Raw genomic sequence first — 18,959 nt, forward strand, 5'->3', positions numbered from 1 at the left:
AGTGCTAGTAACCGGTGGGGACGACGAATGAGCGACGCGACGCGAGCGACCAAGAAGGCCGTCGACCCGGAGAGCGTCCGCGACTTCCTGCGCACCGAGCCGGAATTCCTGCGCCATGACGAGGGCCTGCTGGGCGAACTGGGCCTGAAGATCGCCGCCGGCAACATCATCGACTTCGGTCCCGCCGCCCTGGCCAAGGCCGCCGCCGCCCACAAGCGCGAGGCCAGCGTTCGCCAGGCGATCGAGGCCAACGCCCGCGCCAACTTCTCGGCCCAGGCCCAGACCCACGCGGCGGTGATCGACATGCTCGACGCCCGCAACCATTCGGACCTGGCCCGCCGTGTCGACGAGATGTCGATCAAGCGGTTCGGCCTGGCCGCCGGGGTAATGGCGCTGGAAGGCCCCAGCCGCGTCCCGGCCGGCTGGTACGCCTTGGCCGAGGGTCAGGTCGACATGATCCTGGCCGACGCTCCGATCGCCCGCATGGGCTTCTTCGCCCCGGCCCTGCCGCTGTTCGGCGACAGGATGGAGACCATCCGCAGCATGGCGTTGGTCCGCATGGCCGTCTGGGAGCCGCGTCGCGAGGCCCTGATCGCCTTCGGCTCGACCGACCCCGAAGGCTTCACGCCGGACATGGGCGCCGAACTGGTCAACTTCCTGGCCCGGGTGGTCGAGCGCACGGCCGAACGCTGGCCAGTGCTATGACCGCGAGCGTCGGGAGCGCCCGCCAGGCCTACGCCGCCTGGCTGGACTACCTGACGCTGGAGCGCCGGGCCTCGCCGCGCACGGTGCGGGCCTATGGCGACAACGTCCTGGCCTATCTGAACTTCCTCGAGCGCCACTTCGGTGGTGAAGAGGGGGGCGAGACGCCGAGTCTCGCCGCCATGGGCCAGGTCTCGGCCGCCGACCTGCGCGGCTACCTGGCCTTTCGACGGCAGGGCGAGAACGCCCTGGCCCCGCGCTCGATCTCCCAGGCCTTGTCCTCGATCCGCGCCTTCCACCGCTATCTCGACCAGCGCCATGGCGTGGCCAACGCCGCCGTCGAGCTGGTGCGCGGTCCGCGCCTGAAGATCGGCCTGCCGCGTCCCGTCTCCGAGGACCAGGCCCGCGACCTGATCGCCGAGGCCGCCGACGACCTTGAGCGCGATCCGTGGGAAACCGCCCGCGACGAGGCGGTGCTGACCCTGCTGTGGGGCTGCGGCCTGCGGATCTCCGAGGCGCTGTCCCTGACCTGGTCCGACGCGCCGCTTGGCGCTTCGCTGCGCATCACCGGCAAGGGCGGCAAGACCCGCATCACCCCCGTGCTGGACGCCGTGCGCGAGGCGGTCGACGTCTATGTCAACGAGCTGCCGTTCGTGCTGGGCCCCGACGAGCCCCTGTTCCGCGCCAAGCGGGGCGGCCCCTTGTCGCCTCGGCACGTCCAGGCCCTGGTCCAGACCCTGCGCGGACGCCTGGGCCTCTCCGACCGGGTGACCCCGCACGCCTTCCGCCACGCCTTCGCCACCCACCTGCTGGGGGCCGGCGCCGACCTGCGGGCGATCCAGGACCTGCTGGGCCACGCTTCGCTGTCGACCACCCAGCGCTACACCCAGGTCGACGCCGCCGGTCTTCTGGCCGCCTACCAGGCCGCGCATCCGAAGGCCTGAACGCGACTGCCCAACTGCGGCCGAGTGTCGCGAAACGGCGTTATAAGCTCCGCATTAACCGCGATTTTACGGCGCGAGCCCCCTCCTGATCTCGAAAACGCACGCTTTTCGCCAATCGCGAGACGCGATGTTCAACGAGGCCTCCGATGAAGTTCGACGACCTGAAGATCTCCACCAAGGTGGCGCTGCCGGCCATCATCCTGACGCTGATCGCCCTGGTGATCGTCGGTCTCGGGGCCGTGGAGTCGCGAAAGATCGAGGCCAATACGAAAATCCTCGTCCAGCAGCGCGCCCCGGCCGAGCTGGAGACCTCGCGCTTCAACCGCCGGATCTCGGCCATCGGCTACGCGACCTATCGCACCCTGTCGTACGACGGCGCCTCGGCCGAGGCCAAGGACGCCAGCGAGGACCTGGACGCCGACTACAAGGCGGCCAAGAAGGCCCTGGACAAGGTCAAGGCCGCCGATCCCGCCAGCGCCAAGACCATGGCCGCGTTCGGCGCCCGCCTCGACAAGATCTACGCCGCCGCCCGCAACGGCGCCGACATGGGCCTGCAGAACATGAACGACGCCGCCAAGATGATGATGGTCGGCATCGATCCGGACATCGCCAAGCTGACCGAGGATGTCCTGGCCTACAACGAGCAGCACGTGGCCGAGACGAAGAAGATGGTCGACAAGGCCTCCAAGGAAGCCGCCGCAGGGACCACGTTCTCGATCCTGTTCGGCCTGATCGCCGCTGGCGGCGCCCTGATGCTGGCCCTGTGGATCGGCTCCAAGAAGATCGCCGCGCCCCTGGTCGCCACCGCCAAGACCATGGAAGTCCTCGCCCAAGGCTCGATCGACGTCGAGGTCCGGGGCGCCGAGCGCAAGGACGAGGTCGGCGCGATGGCCCGCTCGGTCCAGGTGTTCAAGGACAACGCCGTGGCGCTGCGCACCGCCGAAGCCGCCCAGCAGCGCGCCACCGCCGAGACGGAAGCCGAGCGTCGCCGCAACCAGGAGATCGCCGAAGCCTCCGCCAAGGAGCAGGCCTTCGTCATGGAAGCCATCGCCGGCGGCCTGACCCGCCTGTCGGACGGCGACCTGACCTACCGCCTCGCGCAGGAGTTCCCGGAGGCCTACAAGCGCCTGCAGATGGATTTCAACGGCGCCATCGCCCAGTTGGAAGAGGCGATGAGCACCATCGTCCACGCCGCCAACGGCATCGGCGCCGGCTCGGACGAGATCGCCTCGGCCGCCGACGACCTGTCGCGCCGCAGCGAACAGCAGGCCGCCAGCCTGGAAGAGACCGCCGCCGCCCTGGACGAGATCACCGCCACGGTGAAGCGCTCGTCGGCCGGCGCCCTGGAAGCCGCCAAGGTGGTGGGTTCGACCCGCACCGACGCCGAACGCTCCAGCGTCGTGGTCCGCAACGCCGTCGAGGCCATGAACCAGATCGAGAAGTCGTCGCAGTCGATCAGCCAGATCATCGGCGTCATCGACGAGATCGCCTTCCAGACCAACCTTTTGGCCCTGAACGCCGGCGTCGAGGCCGCGCGGGCTGGCGACGCGGGCCGCGGCTTCGCCGTCGTCGCCCAGGAAGTTCGGGCGCTGGCCCAGCGCTCGGCCGACGCGGCCAAGGAAATCAAGACCCTGATCTCGACCTCCAGCCAGCAGGTCAACCAAGGCGTCAGCATGGTCGGCCAGACCGGCGAGGCCCTGCAGGCCATCGTCGGCAAGGTCGGCGAAATCGACGCCCTGGTCGGCGAGATCGCCGCTTCGGGCCAGGAGCAGGCCACCGGCCTCAACCAGGTCAACGCCGCCGTCAACCAGATGGACCAGACCGTCCAGCAGAACGCCGCCATGGTCGAGCAATCGACCGCCGCCTCCCACGCCCTCAAGGGCGAGGCCGGCAACCTGATGCAGATGATCTCGCGCTTCCAGGTGAGCGGCGCTTCGGCCAACGCCAGCGCCTCGACCCGCTCGACGCGCCGTCCGGCCGCCCCGGCCCCGTCACGCCCGGCCGCCCCGGCGCCTAGCCGAGGCCCGGCCTTGGCCAGCTCGACCAGCCGTCCCGGCGCCAACCCGGTCGCCGCCGTCCAGGCCAAGCTGGCCAGCTTCGCCCAAAGCGCCCGCGGCGGCTCCGCCCAGCCCGTCAGCGAAGACTGGGAAGAGTTCTGACCGCCCAAGTTTAGTAAGCGTAAGCCCCGTCCAGCCGACGGGGTCCTCCCCTCGAAGCGAATGGCCCCGCCCCCCTCAGGCGGGGTCATTTTCTTTTTTGGCCGGAACCGGGAGCGCCGCGGCGACGCTCCATCTGGTAGATCACCAACGGATCCTCGCCGTGCCCCGCCTCGCCAAAGCCCTCGCCGCTCCCTCGCGTTCAGCGCTTTCCCTCGGCTCGACGGTCGTGGACTGGCTGACCCTGGGCGTGCTGGGCGCGGCGACCGTGGCGCTGGCGATTTCGTCCCGCCGCGCCAAGACTCCCAAGGCGCGATGATCGGCGTCATGCCGCTCCAACCCGACCTGTTCGCCCTGCCGCCGCCGCCCGACCTGCCGGAAGGCCTGCGCTACCGGCCCGACCTGATCACGGTCGAAGAGGAACGCGACCTGGCGGCCCGCTTCGAGACCCTGCCGTTCAAGCCGTTCGAGTTCCACGGCTATACCGGCCATCGCCAGGTGGTGTCGTTCGGCTGGCGCTACGATTTCGGTCGGCGCAGCCTGGATCAGACCACGCCGATCCCGGACTTCCTGCTCCCCTTGCGGGCCAAGGTCGCCGCCTTCGCGGGCCAGGCGCCCGAGGCGTTCGAGCAGGTTCTCGTATCGCTGTACGAACCCGGCGCGGTCATCGGCTGGCATCGCGACCGGCCGGAGTTCGGCGAGGTGGCGGGGGTGTCGCTGCTGACGCCGTGCCGGTTTCGTCTCCGGCGCAAGGTGGGCGACGGCTGGGAGCGTCGGGCCTTCGAGGCCGCGCCGCGCTCGGCCTATCTGCTCACCGGACCGTCGCGAACGGCGTGGGAGCACAGCATCCCGCCGCTGGAGACGCGGCGCTATTCGGTGACGTTTCGAACGCGGGCCTAGGGCGCCCGTTGAGCGATCAGCACGGCCACCGGGCAACCATCGACCAGGCGAGCCACGGCGCGTTCGCCATGCGCCCTGGGCATCTTCGACAGCGGCTGAGCCTGCAGCGCCTCGGGATGGCCGGCGCGCTCAAGGCCGTGGTTTTCGCAGTTCGCCATCTGCGGACCGCGCACGAAGTTCAGCGGCCGCCGCGGTGGCGCCAGCTTGAACTGTCGCGGCGTCGCCGAGCGACGGGCGGCCAAGGCCAGCGCCGCCTCGGGGCTCATCCGGTGAGCGCGCTTGGCAAGAGGGATCCTCAGTTGATCCACCTGGTCGGCCGTATTGAACGGCTTTCGCTGGAGCAGATAGCCCTTCAGGCCGACCACGGGAGCAGCCTGCGGGATGGCCACCGACGTGGCCATGGGCGCGGCCAAGGGCGCGGCTTGCAGCATGGCGGCGAGGGTCAGGGCGGACAAAAGCATGGCGGGGCTCCAGAGGAACCCCGCCACTCTACGTCCGATTGACGAACGCGGTCATCAACTATCGTTAAGGCCTGTTACGCTTGGCCCTCTTAGGCCTGCATCGTCCAGCCTTCGACGCCCATCGCCGCCTGGCGGAAGGCTTCCGAGCGGGTCGGGTGCGGGTGGCAAGTGCGGGCGACGTCTTCCGAGGCGCCGCCGAACTCCATGGCCACGCAGATCTCGGCGATCATGTCGCCGACGTTGGGACCCACGGCGTGGGCGCCCAGGATGCGGTCGGTCTTGGCGTCGGCCAGCACCTTCACGAAGCCGTCGGTCTCGTGGTTGATCTTGGCGCGGCTGTTGGCCAGGAACGGGAACTTGCCGACCTTGTAGGCGATCCCCGCGGCCTTGAGGTCCTCCTCGGTCTTGCCGACCGTGGCGACTTCCGGCTTGGTGTAGATGACGCCCGGGATGATGTCGTAGTTCACGTGGCCGGCCTTGCCCGCGATCATCTCGATGCAGGCCACGGCCTCGTCCTCGGCCTTGTGGGCCAGCATCGGACCCGAGGTCACGTCGCCGATCACCCAAACCCCGTCGACGCCGGTCTTGTAGTGGTTGTTGGCGATGACGCCGCGCTTGTCCGGCGTGATGCCGACGCTCTCCAGGCCCAGGCCTTGGGTGAACGGACGACGGCCGATGGCGACCAGCACGTAGTCGGCTTCGATCGTCACGGCGGCGCCGCCGGCGACCGGTTCGTGGGTCAGCTTGACGCCCTTGGCCGAGGCCTCGGCGCCGGTGACCTTGGCCCCCAACTGGAACTTGAAGCCCTGCTTGGTCAGGATCTTCTGGAAGGCGTTGGCCACTTCCAGGTCGGTGCCCGGCAGGATGCGGTCCAGGAACTCGACGACGGTGACTTCCGCACCCAGGCGCTTCCAGACCGAGCCCAGCTCCAGGCCGATGACGCCGGCGCCGACCACGACCAGGCTCTTGGGCACTTCCGGCAGCGACAGGGCGCCGGTCGAGTCGATGATGCGCTTGTCGTCGATCGTCACGCCCGGCAGCGGGGTCGGCTCCGAGCCGGTGGCGATGACGATGTTCTTGGTCTCGAGGGTGGTTTCCGAACCGTCCTCGGCCTTGACCACGACCTTACCGGCGCCGTCGATGCGGCCCCAGCCCTTCACGTAGTCGACCTTGTTCTTCTTCATCAGGAACTCGACGCCCTTGGTCAGGGCTTCGACGCTCTCGGATTTCTGGGCCATCATCTGCACGAGGTTCAGCTTCGGCTTGACCTCGATGCCCAGCTTGGCGAACTCGCCGCCGGCCGCGGCTTCGTAATATTCCGAAGCGTGCAGCAGGGCCTTCGAGGGCATGCAGCCGACGTTCAGGCAGGTGCCGCCCAGCTTGCCGCGGCCTTCGACGATGGCGGTCTTCAGACCCAGCTGGCCGGCGCGGATGGCCGCGTTGTAGCCGCCGGGACCGCCACCGATGATGACGACGTCGTACTGAGCCATGGGTCTTCGCCTTCAGGACGCGCCGGGAGCGGCGCCGGACAAAATATGGGGCCTCGCCGGCCACATTGTCAGACCTCTGGAGGCGCGTGTTCCTTAGAGGCAAGCGGTCCAGAACGGAACCCGCTTTCGACGTCCAGACCTTGAAAATCAAGGAGAACGGGCGGTTCGCATCGGAGATGCGTCCCACCGTCCCCGCGAGCTTGGCCACAGAGCGAACACCGTAGCGCCCGGAGAGCGCCACGGCTCGGTGGCGTCATGTCGATATGACCTCGCGCCTCCGCCCCGCCATCGCCCTCGCCGCCCTGGTCCTGACCGCGGGCGCGCCGTTGCCCGCGCCGGCGAGCATCAGCCAGATCCCGATCACCAGCGGCAAGGCGGGCGACACCCTGGCGGTGCTCTATTCGGGCGACGGCGGCTGGGGCGCCCTGGACGAGAAGCTGGCGCGCCATCTGGCCGACAACGGCGTGCCGACGGTGGGCGTCAACTCCCTGACCTATTTCCGTACGCGGCGCTCGCCCGCCGGCGCGGCCGAGGATCTGGCGAGCGCTCTGCGCGCCTACGAGGGCCTGTGGGGCCGCAAGACCGTGGTGCTGATCGGCTATTCGTTCGGCGCCGACGCTCTGCCGGCGATCCTGCCGCTCCTGCCGGACGACCTCCGCGCCCAGGTCAGCCATGTCGTGCTGATCGGGACCGGCCCGAGCGGCGACCTCATGTTTCATCCGGCCAGCTGGCTGAACCTGGCGGCGCGCGATTCCTTCCCCGTGCGCCCCGCGATCGACGCGCTGAAGGGCGTCAAGATCACCTGCGTCTATGGCGACAAGGAGCGGGCGGACATCTGCCCCACCCTGCCCGACACCGAGGTCGCCAAGATCCGCCTGCCCGGCGGCCACCACTTCAACGGCGACTACGCCACCCTGGGCGACGCGGTGCTGAGGGCCAGCCGCTAGAGCGGCGCGGCCAGGCCGTGCTTGGTCGCCAGATAGCGGGTGATCGGGCGGGCGTCGGTGAGGAAGCTGAGGCCGTTGGCGGACTGAATCTCGCCATGCGGACCGGCGTCTGGGGCGGGCTCCGCCAGGATCAGGGTCGGGGCGTTCTGGTGTTCTTCGCCGAGGCGTTCGACCAGGGCCGCACGCGGGCGGGCATAGTCGACGCGGACGATGTCGAGGACCTCGCGCAGTTGCGGATAGGCGGCCAGGTAGCCTTCCATCATCGCGCAATCCGGGCAGAAGCGCCGCTGGCCGTCCTTGTCGAAGCCCATCGGCAGCAGATAGAGCGTGTCCTTGGCCATGACGCGGGCTCCCGAAACGAAAAACGGCCCCGACGCATAGCGCACGGGACCGTCGAAGCGAAGAAGCCCGCCGGTGGGCGGGCTTCTCGTAGCTCTTTTAGAGGTCCAGCAGCAGGCGCTGCGGGTCTTCCAGGGCTTCCTTGACCTTGACCAGGAAGGTCACGGCGCCGGCGCCGTCGACCACGCGGTGGTCGTAGGACAGGGCCAGGTACATCATCGGCCGGATCTCGATCTTGCCGGCCACGACCATCGGGCGTTCCTTGATGGCGTGCATGCCCAGGATGCCCGACTGCGGCGCGTTCAGGATCGGCGTCGACATCAGCGAGCCATAGATGCCGCCGTTGGTGATCGTGAAGGTGCCGCCTTGCATGTCCTCGATCGACAGCTGGCCGTCGCGGGCCTTCTTGCCCAGCGCCCCGATGGCCTTTTCGATCTCGGCCAGGTTCAGGGCGTCGGCGTCACGGACGACCGGAACCACCAGGCCCTTGTCGGTGCCGACGGCGACGCCGATGTCGTAGTGGTTCTTGTAGACGATGTCCGTGCCGTCGATCTCGGCATTGACGTCCGGAACCGACTTCAGCGCGGCGACGACGGCCTTGGTGAAGAAGGACATGAAGCCCAGCTTCACGCCGTGACGCTTTTCGAACACGTCCTTGTACTGGCCGCGCAGCGCCATCACCGCGGTCATGTCGACCTCGTTGAAGGTCGTCAGCATGGCGGCGGTGTTCTGGGCTTCCTTCAGGCGACGGGCGATCGTCTGACGCAGGCGCGTCATCTTCACGCGTTCCTCGCGCTCGTGCAGGGCGCGCGGCGCGGCGGGGGCGGCGGCCGGGGCAGGCGCCGAGGCGCGGGCTTCCAGAGCGGCGAGCGCGTCGCCCTTGGTCACACGGCCGTCCTTGCCGGTGCCCGCGACCTTCGACAGGTCGAGACCCGTCTCGGCGGCGATGCGGGCCGGAGCCGGGCTGACCGGCGCGGCGGCGGCCGGAGCCGCAGCAGCGGGGGCCGGAGCCGGGGTCGGCGCAGGGGCCGGCTTCGGCGCCTCGGCGGCCTTCGGCGCGGCGGCGGCCGGAGCGGCCGAAGCGGTCGCGCCTTCGCTGACCACGCCCAGGATCGTGCCCGGAACGACGGTCGCGCCTTCCTCGGCGCCGATCGCCGACAGGACGCCGTCGGCCGGCGACGCGACCTCCAGGCTGACCTTGTCGGTTTCCAGCTCGACGAGGATCTCGTCCTTCTTCACGGCCTCCCCGGCCTTTTTGGTCCAGCGAGCGACCGTCGCTTCCGTGACGGATTCGCCGAGGGCGGGGGTCATGATGTCGGCCATGGGGCTTTCCGAGTCTTTCTTGCTTGGTCCGGCGGGTTTCTAGTCTTACGGGGCGACGCTTACGCGAAAGCCTCGTTGAGGAAGGTCTCGAGTTCTTTCAGGTGGCGGCTCATCAGGCCCGCGGCCGTCGAGGCCGAGGCGGGACGGCCCACATAGCGGGCGCGCTTGGCCTTGATGTCCAGCTTGTCGAGCGTCAGTTCCAGCCACGGATCGACGAAGGTCCAGCCGCCCATGTTCTTGGGCTCTTCCTGACACCAGACCAGGTCGGCGTTCTTGAAGCGGCTCAGCACCTGCATCAGCGACTTCATCGGCCACGGATAGAATTGCTCCAGGCGCAGCAGATAGACGTCGTCGCGGCCGGTCTTGGCGCGCTGGTCGACCAGATCGAAATAGACCTTGCCCGAGCAGATGACGACACGCTTGATCTGATCGTCGCTCTTCAGCGTGATCCCGCCGACGTCGCAGCCGGCCTCGGCGCCGTCCACCATCACGCGGTGGAAGGTCGAACCTTCGGTGAAGTCGGCCAGGTTCGAGACGGCGCGCTTGTGGCGCAGCAGGCTCTTGGGCGTCATCACGATCAGCGGCTTGCGGAACTCGCGCTTCATCTGACGACGCAGCGCGTGGAAGTAGTTGGCCGGGGTCGTGCAGTTGATGACCTGCATGTTGTCTTCGGCGCACGACTGCAGGAAGCGCTCAAGGCGCGCCGAGCTGTGCTCGGGGCCCTGGCCCTCGTAGCCGTGCGGCAGCAGCATCACGAGGCCGCTCATCCGCAGCCACTTGCGCTCACCCGAGCTGATGAACTGGTCGATCACCACCTGGGCGCCGTTCACGAAGTCGCCGAACTGGCCTTCCCACAGGGTCAGGGTGTTCGGGTCGGCCAGCGAGAAGCCGTATTCGAAGCCCAGCACCGCCTCTTCCGACAGAGCCGAGTCGATCACTTCGTAGTGCGCCTGGCCGCTACGGATGTTGTTCAGCGGCGTGTAGTGCTCCTCGGTCGTCTGGTCGACGACGTCGGAGTGGCGCTGGGTGAAGGTGCCGCGCACCGAGTCCTGGCCCGACAGGCGGACCGGGAAGCCCTCGTCGAGCAGGGTGCCGAAGGCCAGGTGCTCGGCCGTGCCCCAGTCGATGCCCTCGCCCTTTTCGATCGCCTCGCGGCGGTTGTCGATGGCGCGCTTGACGGTCTTGTGGGCGTTGATGCGGTCCGGAATGGTGGTGATCTGGCGGCCGATCTCCAGCAGGCGAGTGCCCGGGAAATCGGTCTTGCCGCGACGGTCCTCGTCGACCGGCAGGGCCAGGCCGGCCCACTTGCCGTCCAGCCAGTCGGCCTTGTTGGCCTTGTAGCTCTTGCCGGCGTCGAATTCCTTGTCGAGGAAGGTCTCGAATTCGGTGACCCAGCCGTCCGACTCCGTCTGGGTGATCACGCCCTCGGCGATCAGACGGTTGGCGTAGAGTTCGCGGGTCGGCGGGTGACCCTTGATCTTCGCGTACATCAGCGGCGACGTCATGGTCGGGTCGTCGCCTTCGTTGTGACCGAAGCGACGATAGCAGAACATGTCGATGACCACGTCCTTGCCGAACATCTGGCGATATTCGGTCGAGACCTTGGCGGCGAAAACCACGGCTTCGGGATCGTCGCCGTTCACGTGGAAGATCGGGGCCTCGACCATCAGAGCGACGTCCGAGGGATACGGCGAGCTGCGCGAGTAGCGCGGGCTGGTCGTGAAGCCGATCTGGTTGTTGACGATGAAGTGGATGGTGCCGCCCGTGCGGTAGCCCTTCAGGCCCGACAGGGTGAAGCACTCGGCCACCACGCCCTGGCCGGCGAAGGCGGCGTCACCGTGCAGCAGCAGCGGCAGGACGTGGCCGCGGCCGGCGTCGGGCTGCTCGCGCAGGGCGAAGGCCTGCTTGGCGCGCGCCTTGCCGATCACGACCGGGTTGACGATTTCCAGGTGCGACGGGTTGGCGGTCAGCGACAGGTGGACCTTGTTGTCGTCGAACTCACGGTCCGACGAGGCGCCCATGTGGTACTTCACGTCGCCCGAGCCCTCGACGTCCGAGGGGACCGACGAACCGCCTTGGAACTCGTGGAAGATCACGTGGTAGGGCTTGCCCATCACGGCGGCCAGCACGTTCAGGCGGCCGCGGTGCGGCATGCCCAGGACGATGTCCTTCACGCCCAGCGCGCCGCCGCGCTTGATGATCTGCTCCATGGCCGGGACCAGGGCTTCGCCGCCGTCGAGGCCGAAGCGCTTGGTGCCGGGGAAGCGCTTGTGCAGGAAGCGTTCGAAGCCCTCGGCCTCGATCAGCTTCTTCAGGATGGCGACCTTGCCCTCCTTGGAGAACGAAATCTCCTTGTCGCGGCCCTCGATGCGCTCCTGCAGCCAGGCCTTCTCGTTCGGGTCGGAGATGTGCATGTACTGCACGCCGACATTGCCGCAGTAGGTGCGGCGGACGATCGACAGGATCTCGCGGATCGAGGCGGTCTCGAGCCCCAGCACGAAGTCGAGGAAGATCGGACGGTCGTAGTCGGCGTCCGAGAAGCCGTAGGTGGCCGGATCCAGTTCCGGGGCGGGCTTCGGCGGCTCCAGGCCCAGCGGGTCGAGATTGGCGGCAAGGTGGCCGCGCATCCGGTAGGCCCGGATCATCATGATGGCGCGCAGGCTGTCCAGCGTGGCGGCGCGGACGGCTTCGGCCGAAGAACCGGGAGCCTTGCCCTCGATCGCCTTGGCGACCTTGGCTTCGACGGCGGGGGCGACGCTGGCCCACTGGCCGTCCAAGGCTGACAGCCAGTCCGGGCGGACCGACGGCACCTTCTTGGGCGTCCAGGTCGGGTCCTGGGCGGCGCGTTTAACGTTGTCGGCCTGCTCCTGCAGGCTGGCGAAGAAGGCGTTCCACGAGGGTTCTACCGAGCCGGGGCTCTCCGCCCACTGGGCGTAGAGGTCTTCGACGAACGCCGCATTGGCGCCGTAGAGGAACGAGGTCTCGGTCAAGACCTGATTGATGATGCCTGCGTCGTCCGCCATCGTTCTTCGCCTTAGATCCGCTTTGTCTACGGGACCGGTACCGGAAGCCCGTAAATATAGTCTCTCAATCACCCCGGCGCCCGTCGCTTGACGGGGCCCAGGTGATTTTTTCGGATCGTCGACTGGCGGTCGCAAAAAACCTGGGCCCCGCGGGGGGGCGGGGTTTCGGTGTCTATTTAGCCTTTGAGCACTTCCAGCAGGGTCTCGCCCAGCTTGGCCGGCGACGGCGAGACGCGGATGCCCGCGTCTTCCATCGCCGCGATCTTGTCCTCGGCGCCGCCCTTGCCGCCCGACACGATCGCGCCGGCGTGGCCCATGTGACGGCCCGGAGGGGCCGTGCGACCGGCGATGAAGCCGACCATGGGCTTGCTGCGGCCGCGCTTGGCTTCGTCCTTGATGAACTGAGCGGCTTCTTCTTCGGCCGCGCCGCCGATTTCACCGATCATGACGATCGACTTGGTGGCTTCGTCGGCCAGGAACAGTTCCAGGATGTCGATGAACTCGGTGCCCTTGACCGGGTCGCCGCCGATGCCGACGGCGGTCGTCTGGCCGAGGCCGGCGTTGGTGGTCTGGAACACGGCTTCGTAGGTCAGGGTGCCCGAACGCGATACGACGCCGACCGAGCCCGCCGAGAAGATCGAACCCGGCATGATGCCGATCTTGCACTGGTTGGGCGTCAGGACGCCCGGGCAGTTCGGGCCGATCAGGCGCGACTTGCTGCCTTGCAGGGCCTTCTTGACCTTGACCATGTCCAGCACCGGGATGCCCTCGGTGATGCAGATGATCAGCGGGATCTCGGCGTCGATGGCTTCCAGGATCGAGTCGGCCGCGAAGGGCGGCGGGACGTAGATCACCGAGGCGTCGGCGCCGGTGCGATCCTTGGCTTCGGCGACGGTGTCGAACACGGGCAGGCCGATATGGGTCTGGCCACCCTTACCGGGGGTGACGCCGCCGACCATCTTGGTGCCGTAGGCGATGGCTTGTTCGGAGTGGAACGTGCCTTGGGCGCCGGTGATGCCCTGGCAGATGACCTTGGTGTGGGAACCGATCAGAACCGACATTTAGCGGGCGCCCTTCACAGCGGCGACGATCTTCTCGGCGCCGTCAGACAGATCGTTGGCGGCGATGACGTTCAGGCCGCTTTCCGAGATGATTTTCTTGCCGAGTTCGACGTTGGTGCCTTCCAGGCGGACGACCAGCGGGACCTGCAGGCCCACTTCCTTCACGGCGGCGATGACGCCTTCCGCGATGATGTCGCAGCGCATGATGCCGCCGAAGATGTTGACCAGGATGCCCTTCACGGCCGGATCGGCGGTGATGATCTTGAAGGCCGCGGTGACCTTCTCCTTCGAGGCGCCGCCGCCGACATCCAGGAAGTTGGCCGGCTCGGCGCCGTACAGCTTGATGATGTCCATGGTGGCCATGGCCAGGCCCGCGCCGTTGACCATGCAGCCGATTTCGCCGTCGAGGGCGATGTAGGCCAGGTCGTACTTCGACGCTTCGATTTCCTTGGGGTCTTCTTCGCTCTCGTCGCGCAGCGCCTTGATGTCGGCGTGGCGGAACAGCGAGTTGCCGTCGAACGACAGCTTGGCGTCCAGCACCTTCAGGTGATCATCCGCCGTCACGATCAGCGGGTTGATCTCCAGCATGGCCATGTCCTTGGCCATGAACGCCGTATACAGCTGGTTCAGCAGCGAGGCGGCTTCCTTGGCCAGGCCGCCGGTCAGGCCCAGGGCCTTGGCCAGGGCGCGGTGATGGGTCGGCCACACGCCGGTCGCCGGGTCGATGGTGAAGGTGTGGATCTTCTCGGGCGTCGAATGGGCGACGTCCTCGATGTCCATGCCGCCTTCGGTCGAGGCGACCACCGAGACCTTGCTCGAGGCCCGGTCGACCAGCAGCGACAGGTAGAATTCCTTGGCGATCGCCGCGCCTTCTTCGATGTAGAGGCGGTTGACCTGCTTGCCCTTGGGGCCGGTCTGGTGGGTCACCAGCACGCGGCCGAGCATTTCCTCGGCGTTGAGGCGGACCTCTTCGACCGACTTGACGACGCGGACGCCGCCCTTGGCGTCGGGGCCCAGGCCCTCGAACTTGCCCTTGCCACGGCCACCGGCGTGGATCTGGCTCTTCACGACGAAGACCGACGTACCGAGCTTTTCGGCGGCGGCGGCGGCTTCATCGGGCGTGAAGGCGGCGAAGCCGCGCGGCACGGGAGCGCCGAACTCGGCGAGTACGGCTTTGGCTTGATGTTCGTGGATGTTCATGAGGGCCCGGTCTCGACGACGGCTTTCTGAAATGTGGCCGGGTTATAGGAGCGGTATTTCGCAGGCGCAACCGCGTGAGGGCGATAAGGTGAAGGCTTGCGCGCTTATCTTATCGGGTAGGACGCCATCGCCACGGGTTTGGGCGCTGCCGAAAAGGGAAACCCTTGACCCTGCGGAAGTGTTACCGGTCACACCCTTCGGGCGCGAAACATCCTGTCCACCGGTGTCAGTCGGCATCGTCCTTCAGAAAACAGACGATCAGGGCCGCGATCGCCGCCGCGTCGCGGTCGCCGCTGTCCTTGGCCGGCAGGTAGGCGCTGAAGTTCAGGCCGGTCATGTCCATCGCCCCGACGTCGACGCCGTCGCGGCTGAAGATGTAGCCGATCGTGCCGCCGCCGTTGAGCGGAATGCCGCTCTCGACCGCCTTGGTCTCCAGGCGGTAGGTGCGGCCGCCGAAGCGTAGCTCGCCGGCCCGTTGGGGCTGCTGCAGCCGGCTGATGAAGGAGCCCTTGGAGCGGGCCATGGCGAACGCGGCGTCGGCGCCGGCCTTCGCGCCCTCGAACGTGCAGACATATTGCAGCCGGTCGTGCTTGAAAGTGATCCAGCCCAGGCCCAGCCGGCTCTCGCCGCCGCCGCAGTAGACCACGACCTCGCCCAGCGACGGCGAGGTGACATGGATCTCGACCTTGGCCTTGCTGCCTTTGAAGAACGGCATCGAATTGGTCGACGAGACGCCGCCGTAATAGCCCTCGTATTCGCCAAGCTGGAAGCCGGGCCGCAGCAGACGCGGTCCCTTCTTGCCCTGCAGCTTGACCTTCTCGGTGCGTTCGGTGATCGGCGCGGCGGCGTGAGCCGGCGCGGCCAGGGTCAAGCCCATGGCGAACGAAAGCGCGATAGCGACGAATTTCATGGCAAGCCCCACCCCGACTGTTGTCGAGGCAGAGCTTGCCACAGAACCTCGTTATCTCAACCCTTGCGTTCAGAGCGGGGCGAGACGGAGGCCGTCGCGCGGCGCTCCAGCTTGCCCCAGCCGACTCGGCCGCCGCGGATGGCCATGACCACCGACTTGACCACGACGTAGTACATCAGCTGGCGATAGCCGAACCGCTGCACCGGCAGGAACGGCAGGTCGGCCCACGGCGCCCGCTTCTCCAGCGCCATGCCCAGCGCCCCTGCCGATAGGTCTACGGCGATAAACACCGCCCAATAGGCCAGGCCCAGCAGCATGTCGTCGGGACGCCACTCGACCGGATGGGCCACCGCGCCGTAGAGGCCGGCGACCAGGCTCCAGATCACCGCCAAGTCGACCAGCGGCGCGGCCACGGCCAGCAGGATCTGGAACAGCCAGATCTGCGGCAGGGCCACGAAGCCCAGCACCGGAGCCTTGCGGCTGAACATCGCCTTGCGGTGCTTCCAGACGCATTGCAGCGTGCCGAACGACCAGCGGAAGCGCTGCTTCAGCAGGCCGCCGACGGTGTCCGGCGCCTCGGTATAGGCGCGGGCCTCGGGGTCGAAGGCCACCTTCCAGCCGGCGCGCTGGCAGGCGATGGTCAGGTCCTGGTCCTCGGCCAGGGTGTCGGCCGGGTAGCCGCCCAGGGCGTCCAGCACGCTCTTGCGCCAGGCCCCGACCGCGCCCGGCACCACCGTGACGGCGCCGAGGGCCGAGAGCGCCCGCCGCTCCAGGTTCTGGGCGGTGACATATTCCAGGGCCTGCCAGCGGGTGACGATGTTCAGACGGTTGCCGACGATGGCGTTGCCAGCCACCGCGCCGATGTCCGGATCCTGGAACCACCGGGCCAGCCGGCCGATGGTCTCGGGCGGGAACAGGGTGTCGGCGTCCAGGGCCACGACGAACTCGCCCTTGGCCACGGCCAGACCCCGGTTCACGGCCCGCGCCTTGCCGCCGTTCTCAAAGGACAGCAACGTCACGCGCGGGTCGTTCGCGAAGTGGTCGCGCACCTCCTGCGCCGTACGGTCCTTGGAGCCGTCGTCCAGCACCAGCACCTCGAGGTTCTTCCAGTCGCTCTCCAGGATCCGCGCCACCGAGGCGGCGATCACCTTCTCCTCGTTGAAACAGGGGATCAGCACGCTGACCAAGGGGCCGTTGTCGCTGTCGAGATCGGCCGGCTCCTCATGCGTCCAGAAGCGGTGGACCAGGGCCAGGCTGGCCAGGAACACCAGCCGCGCCACGCCCAGGAAGATCGCCGTGACGAACAGCCAGGTCATCGCCGTCTGGGTCCAGCGGAAGAAGTCGAAGCCGACTCGGTCGACGGCCAGGTCCAGGGCGGTGCGCGAGGTTGGCGGCATCACCTGCTGCGAGGTCATGCCGGCCAGCTCGCCCACCGTGACCAGGCGATAGCCCCGCGCGCGGATCTGATCGATCAGCTCCGGCAGCGCCGCGACGGTGCGACTGCGGTCCCCCCCGGCGTCGTGCAGCAGCACCACCTGGCCCGGGTTGTTCCCCGGATTGTCGAGGCGATCCAGGACCCGGTCGATGATCTGTTGCGACGACGGCTTCTGCCAGTCGTCGGGATCGATGCGCAGGCCGACCGTCATGTAACCCAGGGTCTGGGCGATCACGAGCGGGGCGACCTCGTGCGGCGTCGACGGCTCGGCGTCGCCGAAGAACGGCGGCCGGAACAGGCGCATCGAGCGGCCGGTCAGCACCTCGAACAGGCGCTGGGTGGCGTTCAGCTCGACCTGCACCTGGGGCAGCGGCGTTTCGGCGATGTTGGGATGGGTCCAGCTGTGGCCGCCCACGTCGTGCCCCTCGGCGACCTCGCGTTCGACCAGGTCGGGCCGCCGCTGCATGTTCTGGCCGATGACGAAGAAGGTGGCCGGCGCGTTCTTCTGTTTGAGAACGTCCAGGATCCTGGGCGTCCAGCGGCCGTCGGGACCGTCGTCGAAGGTCAGGGCCACCAGGCCCTTCTTCTGGCCGTAGCGCTCGATGACGTAAGAGCTGGGAATGACGTCGTAGGTTTCGCCCGAGATCAGGCCGGTGTCGGGATCGAACTCCAGGCCGCGCTTGCCGGGGGTCGGCAGCTGGGCGATCCGCAGCACCTCGCCGCCGCCGTCGAAGTCGACGCCCTGACCATTGGCCAAGGTCGTCAGCCCGCCGGCCGAGGCCTGGCCGTAGGGCTTGCCCAGCAGCGACCAGACACCAGGATCCTCCATGCCCATCCGCCACAGGCCGTAGCCGCGCGGCTTCCAGGGATCGGAGACCTTGACCTCGTTGAACAGAGTGACGGCGTCCAGGAACCAGACGACGTGGTCGTCGCCGGCGTCGTCGGTATAGGTGTAGGTCGGGTTCAGGGCGTCGTCGTCCATCCGGATCGTCGCCCCGGCGTCCTGGGCGTTGCGCATGGCCTCGTGGAAGGTGGCCGGCGAGCCCGACGCCCGGCTGCCGTCCTTGTTCAGCGTCCAGTCGTAGCCGTAGGCGCCCAGCGCCAGCACGGTGTGGTTCGGGTCCAGATGCGCGAACCGCTTCTCCAGCTCGGTCTCGTACCAATCCTGGCCGGTATTGGGGCCGGGATCGCCGAGGGCGTAGTGCTGGTCGTAGGCCATCAGCACCAGGGTGTCGGACGCCTTCTGCAGGCGATCGAGCGGCCAGCCCTCACCGTCGAACGGCGCGGTGACCCAGACCTCGCGGCCGGCGCCCTTCAGGGCGGCGCGGGCCTCGTCGAGGAACTTGGGATAGGCCGCGAGCCCCTTGGCCGACAGCGCCTCGAAGTCGAAGACATAGCCGCCATAGCCGCGCTGGGCGGCCAGGACCGCCAGATTGCCGATCAGCTTGGCTCGGGCGGCCGGATCGGCCAGCAAGGCGTCGGCCAGAGGACCGTTGAACGCGGCGTTGGCCGAGTTGTGGACCAGCGGCAGCACCGCCGGATGGTTGGGCGCGGCGGCGATCCGCACGGTCCCTTCCGGATCGTCGACGACGCTGATGTCGCCCTTGGCGCCGCTGATCGCCACCCACTGCGGCGAGACCACGTCCAGCTTGTCGATGTTGCGGCGCAGGGACTCGCGGCTGTCCTCGTCCCAGGCGACATAGAAGCCGACAGACAACGGCCGGACGGCCGCGCCGTTGGCGGCGCCGCTCTTCGGCCGGGGGACGCGGCGCCACGACTTCCCCAGCTTGGCCTTGTGCGCGTTCTCCTGGTGGAGGGACGTCAGGATATGAGGATCCTTCAGCGGCGCGTCGGGCAAGTGCGGGGCGAAGGCCAGGGTGGCGGCGAAGCCGGCCACGATCGCGGCGACGGCCGAGATGACGACGCCCAGGGCCAGCTTGGCCCGCCGCTCACGCTTGCCCGTGGGGTCGTGAAAGATGTGGCGGTCTTCGGGTGTCATGAGGCGCTCGCGATCTTCGCGCCTCTTGATACCCGATCTTGACCGAAGCGTGACCGTCGAAACCCACGC

15 protein-coding genes are annotated in these 18,959 nt (G+C 68.1%); 6 read left to right on the top strand and 9 right to left on the bottom strand.

The window, feature by feature from the left end:
• Positions 1 to 27: 27 nt before the first annotated feature.
• The 5 genes from ASC70_RS18525 to ASC70_RS18540 all read left to right on the top strand — a co-directional run bounded on the left by ASC70_RS18525 (position 28) and on the right by ASC70_RS18540 (position 4,702).
• Positions 28 to 705, top strand: coding sequence for a DUF484 family protein (locus ASC70_RS18525; RefSeq protein ID WP_056053014.1), 678 nt, complete (start codon positions 28 to 30; stop codon positions 703 to 705).
• Positions 702 to 1,646, top strand: a complete 945-nt coding sequence (locus ASC70_RS18530; RefSeq protein ID WP_056053017.1) for a tyrosine recombinase XerC — start codon at positions 702 to 704, stop codon at positions 1,644 to 1,646. The genes ASC70_RS18525 and ASC70_RS18530 overlap by 4 nt, the downstream gene beginning before the upstream one ends.
• A gap of 146 nt (positions 1,647 to 1,792) precedes the next feature.
• Positions 1,793 to 3,805 carry a methyl-accepting chemotaxis protein gene (locus ASC70_RS18535; RefSeq protein WP_056053020.1) on the top strand — a complete coding sequence of 671 codons (2,013 nt, stop codon included), beginning with the start codon at positions 1,793 to 1,795 and terminating at the stop codon, positions 3,803 to 3,805.
• Between the two features lie 160 nt (positions 3,806 to 3,965).
• Positions 3,966 to 4,121 (top strand): hypothetical protein, encoded by a 156-nt coding sequence (locus tag ASC70_RS25100; protein ID WP_156136746.1) that lies wholly within the window; start codon positions 3,966 to 3,968, stop codon positions 4,119 to 4,121.
• An 8-nt stretch (positions 4,122 to 4,129) separates the two neighbouring features.
• Positions 4,130 to 4,702, top strand: a complete 573-nt coding sequence (locus ASC70_RS18540) for an alpha-ketoglutarate-dependent dioxygenase AlkB (RefSeq protein ID WP_200939197.1) — start codon at positions 4,130 to 4,132, stop codon at positions 4,700 to 4,702.
• Here ASC70_RS18540 and ASC70_RS18545 read toward each other — a convergent pair.
• Both ASC70_RS18545 and lpdA read right to left on the bottom strand, forming a co-directional pair.
• Positions 4,699 to 5,163, bottom strand: coding sequence for a hypothetical protein (locus ASC70_RS18545; protein ID WP_056053025.1), 465 nt, complete (start codon positions 5,161 to 5,163; stop codon positions 4,699 to 4,701). The genes ASC70_RS18540 and ASC70_RS18545 overlap by 4 nt on opposite strands.
• An 89-nt stretch (positions 5,164 to 5,252) precedes the next feature.
• The gene (lpdA, locus tag ASC70_RS18550) at positions 5,253 to 6,653 is read right to left on the bottom strand and encodes a dihydrolipoyl dehydrogenase (protein WP_056053027.1); all 1,401 of its coding nucleotides are present in this window, start codon (positions 6,651 to 6,653) and stop codon (positions 5,253 to 5,255) included.
• Between the two features lie 263 nt (positions 6,654 to 6,916).
• Here lpdA and ASC70_RS18555 point away from each other — a divergent pair, with 263 nt between their 5' ends.
• On the top strand, positions 6,917 to 7,600 hold the full coding sequence (locus tag ASC70_RS18555) for an AcvB/VirJ family lysyl-phosphatidylglycerol hydrolase (protein ID WP_056053029.1): 684 nt from the start codon (positions 6,917 to 6,919) through the stop codon (positions 7,598 to 7,600).
• Here the strand turns inward: ASC70_RS18555 and ASC70_RS18560 are convergent.
• The 7 genes from ASC70_RS18560 to ASC70_RS18590 form a co-directional block, all read right to left on the bottom strand.
• Complete coding sequence (locus ASC70_RS18560) at positions 7,597 to 7,941, bottom strand: DUF3088 family protein (RefSeq protein ID WP_056053032.1); 345 nt, start codon at positions 7,939 to 7,941, stop codon at positions 7,597 to 7,599. The two genes, ASC70_RS18555 and ASC70_RS18560, sit on opposite strands and share 4 nt — an antisense overlap.
• Before the next feature lie 97 nt (positions 7,942 to 8,038).
• On the bottom strand, positions 8,039 to 9,262 hold the full coding sequence (gene odhB / locus ASC70_RS18565) for a 2-oxoglutarate dehydrogenase complex dihydrolipoyllysine-residue succinyltransferase (RefSeq protein WP_056053034.1): 1,224 nt from the start codon (positions 9,260 to 9,262) through the stop codon (positions 8,039 to 8,041).
• Positions 9,263 to 9,321: 59 nt separating this feature from the next.
• Positions 9,322 to 12,285 carry a 2-oxoglutarate dehydrogenase E1 component gene (locus ASC70_RS18570; RefSeq protein ID WP_056053037.1) on the bottom strand — a complete coding sequence of 988 codons (2,964 nt, stop codon included), beginning with the start codon at positions 12,283 to 12,285 and terminating at the stop codon, positions 9,322 to 9,324.
• 176 nt (positions 12,286 to 12,461) lie between these two features.
• Positions 12,462 to 13,346 carry a succinate--CoA ligase subunit alpha gene (sucD, locus tag ASC70_RS18575; protein WP_047406411.1) on the bottom strand — a complete coding sequence of 295 codons (885 nt, stop codon included), beginning with the start codon at positions 13,344 to 13,346 and terminating at the stop codon, positions 12,462 to 12,464.
• Positions 13,347 to 14,546: an ADP-forming succinate--CoA ligase subunit beta gene (sucC, locus tag ASC70_RS18580; protein ID WP_047406414.1), complete on the bottom strand. Its 1,200-nt coding sequence runs from the start codon at positions 14,544 to 14,546 to the stop codon at positions 13,347 to 13,349. It abuts the gene before it with no gap.
• Between the two features lie 226 nt (positions 14,547 to 14,772).
• Positions 14,773 to 15,456: a hypothetical protein gene (locus tag ASC70_RS18585; protein ID WP_056053040.1), complete on the bottom strand. Its 684-nt coding sequence runs from the start codon at positions 15,454 to 15,456 to the stop codon at positions 14,773 to 14,775.
• A gap of 56 nt (positions 15,457 to 15,512) precedes the next feature.
• Positions 15,513 to 18,890 (bottom strand): glycosyltransferase, encoded by a 3,378-nt coding sequence (locus ASC70_RS18590; protein WP_056053042.1) that lies wholly within the window; start codon positions 18,888 to 18,890, stop codon positions 15,513 to 15,515.
• Positions 18,891 to 18,959 lie beyond the last annotated feature (69 nt).

This window comes from Caulobacter sp. Root343, assembly GCF_001425745.1.
Classification (GTDB): Bacteria; Pseudomonadota; Alphaproteobacteria; order Caulobacterales; family Caulobacteraceae; genus Caulobacter.

Coding starts and splice junctions, on each gene's coding strand:
- ASC70_RS18525 (WP_056053014.1), top strand. CDS start 28: ATGAGCGACGCGACGCGAGCGACCAAGAAGGCCGTCGACCCGGAGAGC.
- ASC70_RS18530 (WP_056053017.1), top strand. CDS start 702: ATGACCGCGAGCGTCGGGAGCGCCCGCCAGGCCTACGCCGCCTGGCTG.
- ASC70_RS18535 (WP_056053020.1), top strand. CDS start 1,793: ATGAAGTTCGACGACCTGAAGATCTCCACCAAGGTGGCGCTGCCGGCC.
- ASC70_RS18540 (WP_200939197.1), top strand. CDS start 4,130: ATGCCGCTCCAACCCGACCTGTTCGCCCTGCCGCCGCCGCCCGACCTG.
- ASC70_RS18545 (WP_056053025.1), bottom strand. CDS start 5,163: ATGCTTTTGTCCGCCCTGACCCTCGCCGCCATGCTGCAAGCCGCGCCC.
- lpdA (WP_056053027.1), bottom strand. CDS start 6,653: ATGGCTCAGTACGACGTCGTCATCATCGGTGGCGGTCCCGGCGGCTAC.
- ASC70_RS18555 (WP_056053029.1), top strand. CDS start 6,917: ATGACCTCGCGCCTCCGCCCCGCCATCGCCCTCGCCGCCCTGGTCCTG.
- ASC70_RS18560 (WP_056053032.1), bottom strand. CDS start 7,941: ATGGCCAAGGACACGCTCTATCTGCTGCCGATGGGCTTCGACAAGGAC.
- odhB (WP_056053034.1), bottom strand. CDS start 9,262: ATGGCCGACATCATGACCCCCGCCCTCGGCGAATCCGTCACGGAAGCG.
- ASC70_RS18570 (WP_056053037.1), bottom strand. CDS start 12,285: ATGGCGGACGACGCAGGCATCATCAATCAGGTCTTGACCGAGACCTCG.
- sucD (WP_047406411.1), bottom strand. CDS start 13,346: ATGTCGGTTCTGATCGGTTCCCACACCAAGGTCATCTGCCAGGGCATC.
- sucC (WP_047406414.1), bottom strand. CDS start 14,546: ATGAACATCCACGAACATCAAGCCAAAGCCGTACTCGCCGAGTTCGGC.
- ASC70_RS18585 (WP_056053040.1), bottom strand. CDS start 15,456: ATGAAATTCGTCGCTATCGCGCTTTCGTTCGCCATGGGCTTGACCCTG.
- ASC70_RS18590 (WP_056053042.1), bottom strand. CDS start 18,890: ATGACACCCGAAGACCGCCACATCTTTCACGACCCCACGGGCAAGCGT.